The 8505-nt window shown below is 39.9% G+C and carries 5 protein-coding genes; 2 read left to right on the forward strand and 3 right to left on the reverse strand.

The features are described from left to right. Positions 1–565 (reverse strand): peptidylprolyl isomerase (locus V7083_RS12265; RefSeq protein ID WP_335478070.1); only part of this gene is annotated, 565 nt, incomplete at its 3' end. A gap of 162 nt (positions 566–727) precedes the next feature. Then, complete coding sequence (locus V7083_RS12270) at positions 728–1552, reverse strand: TetR/AcrR family transcriptional regulator (protein ID WP_335478072.1); 825 nt, start codon at positions 1550–1552, stop codon at positions 728–730. Positions 1553–1652: 100 nt separating this feature from the next. On the opposite strand from V7083_RS12270, the gene V7083_RS12275 reads away from it, so the two are divergent. Next, positions 1653–4736 (forward strand): efflux RND transporter permease subunit, encoded by a 3084-nt coding sequence (locus V7083_RS12275; RefSeq protein WP_335478074.1) that lies wholly within the window; start codon positions 1653–1655, stop codon positions 4734–4736. A 113-nt stretch (positions 4737–4849) separates the two neighbouring features. Here the strand turns inward: V7083_RS12275 and V7083_RS12280 are convergent, their stop codons facing one another. Continuing rightward, positions 4850–6490: a M4 family metallopeptidase gene (locus V7083_RS12280; RefSeq protein ID WP_335478076.1), complete on the reverse strand. Its 1641-nt coding sequence runs from the start codon at positions 6488–6490 to the stop codon at positions 4850–4852. A 219-nt stretch (positions 6491–6709) separates the two neighbouring features. Here V7083_RS12280 and V7083_RS12285 point away from each other — a divergent pair, with 219 nt between their 5' ends. Further along, positions 6710–8176 (forward strand): protein adenylyltransferase SelO, encoded by a 1467-nt coding sequence (locus V7083_RS12285; RefSeq protein WP_335478078.1) that lies wholly within the window; start codon positions 6710–6712, stop codon positions 8174–8176. The last annotated feature ends 329 nt before the right edge of the window (positions 8177–8505 follow it).

The raw sequence follows: 8505 nt of genomic DNA on the forward strand, positions 1-8505 counted from the left end.
CGCCTGTACCAAACCAGCCGAGATCCCCACCATTTGAAGCTGTTGCAGTATCCTCTGAATTCTCCTTGGCTAGGTCTTCAAACTTAGCCCCTGCTTTAAGTTTTGCTTCAATGTCATTTGCTTTGGCTTCGTCGCTCACTAAAATATGACGGGCCTGAATTTCCGGCTTATAATCAGCGTAAGCATTCTTCAATTCTTTATCGGTTACCTTAATGGTTTTAAACACCGCTTTTTCCTCTAAAAGATTGAGTTTGACTGTTTTTCGGTAAGCTTTCTCATCTGCATAGCCGTATTGTTGCAACGTACTTAGAAATTGATCTCCCAGTTGTTTTTTTACCTTTTTAACCTGTGCATCCACTTCAGAATTTGAAACAGAATATTTATTAGATAAGACTTTTTCTATTGCAAGTTGTTGAAGAGTATCGGTACCATATTTTGTTTTCATAGCCTGATATAAATCATCTTGCGTAATATTTCCTGCATCGGATTTCAAGACTGCACTGCTGCTGCAAGCAGATAACCCTAATGCACTAATCATAATTCCTGATAGAATCCATTTTTTCATTTTGTCACTCCTATATTTCAGCAGTTTGGAAGTTCGATTCCAAAACTACCGCTTTCAATGAATCCTATCTTACTGAATGAATGTGAATAAACCATGAACAAGCTAAGAAAAAATCAAGATTCAGGTAGTAAATGAAAAAAGTGGTGCCTGTCACCACTTTTTTTAAAGCTTATAATAGCGACGAAGGGAGTAGGTAATCCATTTACATTGAGGATGATGACGAATGTTTTCGATTAACCCTTTTATGATAGCTGTAGTGTAAATTGGGTGGATTAACTGTTGTTTCAATAGAGTCAATGAATCCTTTTCGATCGATTCATCCAACTCTTCGATTTTTTGATCCAGCATTTCTATTATTTGATCCGCTCTAATTTCTTCGTTCATTGGCTGCAACATGTTAAGTAACTCATTCGTTGCAAATGTTATAGTAGAATGCTGTGCAAGTATGTTCGTTTTTTCTACGAGAGATTCGGCCAACCGGTTCACATCGACGGGAATATTAAAGAAGACAAACAAATGTGAATACATATTCATGAAGCCTTTAATACTATACATGAGATCATATTTGATTACTTCGACCCTGTCACCGTATAATCGTTCAATCATAGAGATGATCGAGTTTTCCAAAAGTTGGTCATAGTATTGCATCTTCAAAAATAGCTCTTTATTTAGTTGTGACTGTTCCTTTATTAGAAGCTTGGCAAAATCGGAATGCTTTTGGAAAGACGAGTAGATAGAATAGTAAAATTCGTATAAAAGTTGTTCCGTTTCTGCATTTTTGACCAAGTAGTCAATATCTGCCACGATTTGTATCATAAACTGGTCAATTAAGGCAATGATCAGCTCGTCCTTTGACTTAAAGGACAGGTAAAATGCCCCTTTGGAAATCCCGCATTTGTCGGTTATTTGCTTAACAGAAGTCGACTCAAAGCCTTGTTTTGCAAATAGTTCCAACGCATTTTCCATAATTAATTGTTTTTTAACCATGTTATTATAACGCTCCTAATAGTCTTTTGTTGACAAATGACTCACTGGTCATTATTATAAATAATTGAGTTTGATAAGTCAATTTAGGGTAGGTGTAACAGTGAAAGGGTTAGTCAACTTTGTACTTAGAAATAAACTAGCAGTTTGGCTTCTTACCATTATCATTACCGTTTCAGGAATTTATGCTGGTACACGAATGAACATGGAGACCATTCCGAATATCTCGATTCCATACTTAATGGTAACAGATGTTTATCCGGGTGCCACTCCGGAAAAAGTAATGAAAGATGTTTCAATGCCAATCGAAAAAGCAGTAGAAGGTTTGGACCATGTCAAGGCCGTCTATTCTAATTCCTATTCTAACATGTCCAGTATTCAAGTAGAATACGAGTACGGCATTGATATGGATGAGGCAAAGCGAGAATTAAAGTCTGCATTAGACTCTTTAAAATTGCCAGAAGGGGCACAGGAGCCTACCACGACAGCAATTAGTATGAATATGATGCCGGTAGTTGCCTTGAGTGTAAGCAGCACTAAAGAAGATATCGTCGAATTAACCTCCACCGTTGAGGAAAGTTTACTTCCAAAAATTGAAAAAATAGAAGGTGTCGCGTCGGCTACGATCAATGGTCAGCATATTGAAGAAGTTGACCTGACCTATAATCAAGCCAAATTAGCCCAATTCGGTTTAACTGAAGATAAAGTGAAACAAATGATTCAAGCCAGCAATATGGCTGTGTCCTTAGGACTTTACGAATTTAAGCAGGGGGAACAGGCGGTCGCAATTGATGGCAAGTTCATGACAGCGGATGAATTAAAGAATATGCTTATCCCGGTCACACCAACAGCTGCAAATCAAACACCATTTGTGAAACTAGGCGATATTGCGAAAATTGAAACCGTCGGTAAAGTAAAATCCATCTCCCGTACAAATGGGAAAGATGCGATTGCTATTCAAATTGTGAAAGGCCAGCAGGCAAACACAGTTGATGTTGTTAATAAGGTAAAACAAGTTATTAAGGATGAAAAGAAAAAAGTCGATGGTCTTGTGATTGATGTATCACTCGACCAAGGCAAGCCGATTCAAGAATCGGTGACAACCATGGTTGAAAAAGCAGTATTTGGTGGATTAATTGCAGTACTAATCATTTTATTGTTCTTACGCGATTTTAAATCGACCATTATTTCAATCGTATCTATTCCAGTATCGATCCTGATGGCTTTATTAATTTTACACTGGATGGGTATCACGCTTAACATTATGACACTTGGTGCGATTACGGTAGCGATTGGGCGGGTAATTGATGACTCCATTGTTGTTGTTGAAAATATATATCGGAGACTTCATCTAAAAGAGGAAAAATTAAATGGCCGGGCACTTATTCGTGAAGCTACCATTGAAATGTTCAAACCAATTATGTCTTCAACCCTTGTTACTGTCGCCGTATTTGCACCTTTGATTTTTGTTGGCGGAATGGTAGGTGAGCTGTTCGCGCCATTCGCGTTGACTATGGCGTTTTCATTGGGAGCATCATTATTGGTGGCAATTACCATCGTTCCGGTTCTGTCCCATACTCTATTTAAGAAAAAACTTTATGGTGAGAAATCAGAAAAAAATCATAAGGAAGTTGGTAAATTAGCGACCTGGTACAAAGGGTTCTTAAACAAGGCTCTTAGTCATAAAGTGATTTCTTCCATCATTGCCCTTGTCCTTTTAGCCGGAAGCTTAGCATTAACTCCATTGATTGGTTTTAGCTTTATGGGCAGTGAACAAGATAAAGTTATGTATTTAACGTATACACCAAAAGCTGGCGAATTAAAAGAAGATACAATGGAAAACGTTAAAAAGGTCGAAGAAAAGATGCTGAAACGTGACGATATTGATATTGTTCAAATATCGATTACAGAAGCTGGTGACCAATCTGCTGCCATGATGGGCGGCGGTGGAGCAGGTGCCTTAATGTATCTCATCTTTGATCCCAATATGAAGGATTTCCCAAAGATAAAAGAGAAGATTGAAAACTACGTGAAGAACATCGGTCAATCTGGTACATGGAAGAGCCAGAACTTCTCATCGATGGGAAGCTCAAATGACGAAGTAAGCTATACCTTCTACAGTGAGAATTTAGATAAATTAAATCAATCTGTGAAAAAAGTTGAAAAAGTCATGAAGAAAAACAAAAACTTAAAAGATGTGACCTCAAGTGCCGAGGAAGCTTATGTAGAGTATACTTTCCGTGTTGATCAGGCCAATTTATTAAAATATGGTTTAACCACTGGGCAGCTTGTGATGATGTTAAGTCCGCAAAAAACACAAGATGTTCTAACAACAGTTGAAAAGGAAGGCACTTCATTAGATGTCATTGTTCAGCAGGAACAATCGGCTCAACCGGAGTCCATTGACGAAATGTTAGCAAAGCCGGTACCTACTGCATTCGGCACTACGATGCCGCTTAATCAGCTGGTTACAGTAAAAAAGGGAACAACCTATAACACCCTTGCACGAAGTAAAGGGGAATATTACGCAACAGTAACGGGTAAAATCACTAGCAAAGATATTTCAAAAGTAACGTCTAAGGTTGGGAAGCAAATTGATAAAATGGATTTGCCAAAAGGTGTAACAGTAGGAGTTGCTGGAGTCCAGGCAGACATGACCGAAACCTTTACACAGCTCGGTGCGGCAATGGCAGCAGCGATTGCGATCGTCTATTTCATCTTGGTCGTTACCTTCCGTGAAGGGGTTGCACCGTTTGCGATTCTGTTCTCATTACCGTTTGCCGTGATTGGTTCCTTTGTAGGTTTATTAATCTCCGGTGAAACCATTTCAGTATCCGTTATGATGGGATTACTGATGTTAATCGGTATTGTCGTCACGAATGCCATTGTTCTTGTCGACAGGATTATTCATATGGAGCGGGATGGATTACTAATGCGTGAAGCCGTGTTAGAGGCCGGGGCGACAAGACTTCGTCCGATTCTAATGACCGCCATCGCTACAGTTGGTGCGTTAATTCCATTGGCACTTGGTGAAGGCGGAGGGGGATTAATCTCCAAAGGCTTAGCCATTACCGTAATTGGAGGTTTAACAAGTTCAACGCTGTTAACCTTGATAGTAGTGCCAATTGTTTATGAAGTATTATCTAAACTATTTAAGAAAAATCGTCGGGAAATTGAGGAAAACTAAAATATAAAAAGAGGCGGGAATTGTGTCCCGTCTCTTTTTCTGTAAATCAAATTGACTTTATTCTAATAGAATTCTGATTTTCTTAGAGAATTTCCTGTTTCTAATCAAATGAATTATTTTACTCCAACTGCGTCATACGACTTATTGACGGAATCTACTTCCGCTGAACCAGCTCCATAGAGATCGGCGGCTGCTTGAACAAGGGCAGCCCGAGCTTGGCTGAAGGTTGCAGAAGCAGTTAAATACACTGTATTGGCACGGTAGTAGATTTGCCCAACCTTGTCGTTGCCAATTCCATTAACGGTTACCCCATAATGTGTGCCGCCTTGAGCCAATAGGTAGGCAGCCTTATTGATAATTCCGCTGTTTGTATGGACTCCACCATTATCGCTTGTCCCAGTGTAACGTTTGGAGTAATGATCCGGATCACCATACTTAGTTGGGTCACTCATAGAACGAAGGGCATCATTTGCTACCTTAGGTGTATAAATATCTTCGCCAATTTCATAATCTGGATTTTTATTATTATAAAATTCTACTAACGTACCAAAAATGTCGGAGATCGCTTCATTTAATGCTCCGGATTCGTTTTGATAGATGAGGTCGGAACTTGTGTCGGTTACAGCATGGGTAAGTTCGTGTGCTACCACGTCTACACCGCCTGATAATGGAATGAAGGTTGTACCGTCACCGTCTCCATATACCATTTGGGTACCGTTCCAAAATGCATTATTGTAATTTCGGTTATAGTGAACAGAAGATTTTAATGCAGAACCTTTGTCATCATAAGAATTGCGATTAAACACATTTTTATAATAATCAAATGTTTTTCCTGCATAATAATGGGCGTCGACAGCAGCAGATTCATTCGTGCTATTTAACAGAGTATCAGCGCTTGCCCATAAGGTTCCAGGCAATCGTGAGCGACTGGCAGCATCATAAGTATAAATTCCGGCACCCCTTGTTTGATCTTGCAGATAATAGGTTGAGCCGGAAAGAATCATATTTAAACTCTTGGAATCTCCCAAAACACCGACTCCTGAGCCTGTAGTATCGGTAGTAAGGCTGGTTCCGCCGCCAGACTTAGCTTGATCAAGATCATTATATTTATTTAAGATTTTTCCTGTGGATGCTTCAATAAAATAGTTATAGTTCCCGGGCTCTGGTGATAGGAAATTTAAGTTTACCAGATAGGCATAAACAGCATCGGAGCCTACTGTATAAACAACCAGTTCAGAGGTAGGTGCCTTTTCATAATCAGGTGTATAGCCAAGATCCGCTTCGGCAATGTTAATTGCTTTATTGGCATTTACCTTCTTCTCTGTTTTTAGGCCTTTTTTCGTTTCGAGATCTGGAGTGACAGTACCGGATAATGTGGTAAGGACACCTTCATTAGATACAAGGGCCGCTTGTGTAGAGCCCCATACAGGAACACCATTATATACTTGTTGCATTCTAAGGGAAGAACCAAGCTTGTCCTTTTTGATGGAAGTAAATTTGAAGGATTCTTGAGCGGACTTTGCGCCCAGCTTGTACTTGTCTTTGTTGCCATTTAGATAATCAAGAACAATGCTGTCTGCACTTTTGGTGGATGGTTGAGTAAGATTGCCTGAAATGAATTCCGGTGATCCAACTGATTGATTATATTTGTAGTTGGATAACACATTTTTTGGCGCTGCTAAGGATGAAACAGGAGAGAAGGCACTCGCGGCCAAACCGAGTGACAACCCAAGGGCTACTACTTTCTTCTTCACTAAAACTCCCCCTAATACAAAAAATGGTAGTGCAAGACCTATCATATCACCTTAATGGTAAAATTTGTACTATTTTTAAGATTTTGAATATATTTTACTATAGTGATAAACTTGATATGTTACTCAAGAAGGAGATATAAATATATTCTTTAAAAAACGATTAGATTAAGTTATTACAGAAAATACTAAACCCAAAAATGAGATTTTAAAGGAGATCAAATGACAATTAATAATAATGTAGGATGGAATTTTGACAATAGTTATGCCCGGCTACCGCAGTCATTTTATAGCCTTCAGAACCCAACACCGGTAGAGCAGCCCAATTTGATTATATTGAATGCAGAGCTGGCAAAAACTTTAGGGCTGAATCTCGATCCATTGCAAAATGATGAGGGAGTTGCTGTGTTTGCCGGAAACAAGATTCCTGAAGGTGCTTCACCACTTGCTCAGGCCTATGCAGGTCATCAATTTGGCCATTTTACGATGCTGGGTGATGGTCGTGCTGTGTTGCTGGGTGAGCAGATTGCTCCCACAGGTGAACGATTAGACCTTCAGCTAAAGGGTTCGGGGAGAACGCCATACTCTCGGGGAGGCGATGGTCGGGCAGCTCTCGGACCAATGTTGCGAGAGTATATCATTAGTGAGGCCATGCATGCACTTGGAATACCGACCACCCGTAGTCTGGCTGTAGTGACGACCGGTGAAACCATCATCCGTGAGGCGATCCTTCCAGGTGCGATTCTAACTCGGGTAGCATCCAGTCACATTCGCGTAGGTACTTTCCAATATGCAGCTGGAAAAGGCAATGTAGAAGAACTCCGAATTTTTGTTGACTATACCATTAACCGTCATTATCCGAATATTAATAACGACGAAAATAAATATCTGTCACTGCTTAAAGAAGTAATCAATAGGCAGGCAGAATTGATTGCCAAATGGCAGTTGGTAGGTTTTATCCATGGAGTGATGAACACAGATAACATGGCGATTAGCGGTGAAACAATCGATTATGGCCCATGTGCGTTTATGGATATTTACGATCCAGATACGGTTTTCAGTTCAATTGATACCCAAGGCCGCTACGCTTATGGTAATCAGCCCTATATCGGTGGATGGAATCTTGCCCGGTTTGCGGAATCTCTTTTACCCTTACTTCATGAAAATCAGGAAAAAGCGGTTGAAATGGCTCAAGACGAGATTTCTAATTATATGGATATATATCAGAAAAATTGGCTCAAGGGAATGCGAGCTAAGCTTGGATTAATTAATGAAGAAGATGAGGATCAGTCATTAGCCGAAGAGTTGCTAACTATCATGAAACAATATCGTGCCGATTACACCAACACCTTTCGAGCATTAACGTTTGAAAAAATGGAGGATACGGTACTGGGTGGCGTACATGAGTTCATAAAGTGGATTGAACGTTGGAAAGAACGAGTTGGAAGGCAACAGGAATCTTCAGCCGCCATCCAACAACTGATGCAAACCAATAATCCTGCAGTGATTCCTCGTAACCATCGGGTAGAAGAAGCACTGGCTGCTGCAGTGAATGATAGGGATCTCAGTGTGATGGAAAAATTGCTAAAAGCGCTGGAAAATCCATTCGCCCACTCTCCGGAACAGGCTGAATACTGTTCCTTGCCTGATCCATCAGAACGGCCTTACAGAACTTTTTGTGGGACATAATTTTGTGGTTGCCGGTAACACATTTCACTATTTTTATTAAAAGTTTCTAAAACCCACTTGACAACTCGGAAAACTAAGAATAAAATGAACATAATTTAATAAATGACAAGTCGATTGGACCGCCAAAGGCTTATACTCCATTACCAGAGTATAAGCCTTTTTCTGTCCAAATGAAGGCTGCCGATCAGTCCACTGAAGGCTGCTTATTTTTAGTTGTGCTCAAGAACGATTCACTATTCATGAGCAATTTTCTAAAATTAGGCAGTCTTTTTATTTTAGGCTGTGTTAAACTTGTCTGTTGATTTTCGCTACAGGTGCAAGCGGTTCGT

Origin of the sequence: Bacillus sp. JJ1764 (assembly GCF_036962145.1) — a bacterium.
Taxonomy (GTDB): domain Bacteria; phylum Bacillota; class Bacilli; order Bacillales; family Cytobacillaceae; genus Neobacillus.

Coding starts and splice junctions, on each gene's coding strand:
- V7083_RS12270 (WP_335478072.1), bottom strand. CDS start 1,552: ATGGTTAAAAAACAATTAATTATGGAAAATGCGTTGGAACTATTTGCA.
- V7083_RS12285 (WP_335478078.1), top strand. CDS start 6,710: ATGACAATTAATAATAATGTAGGATGGAATTTTGACAATAGTTATGCC.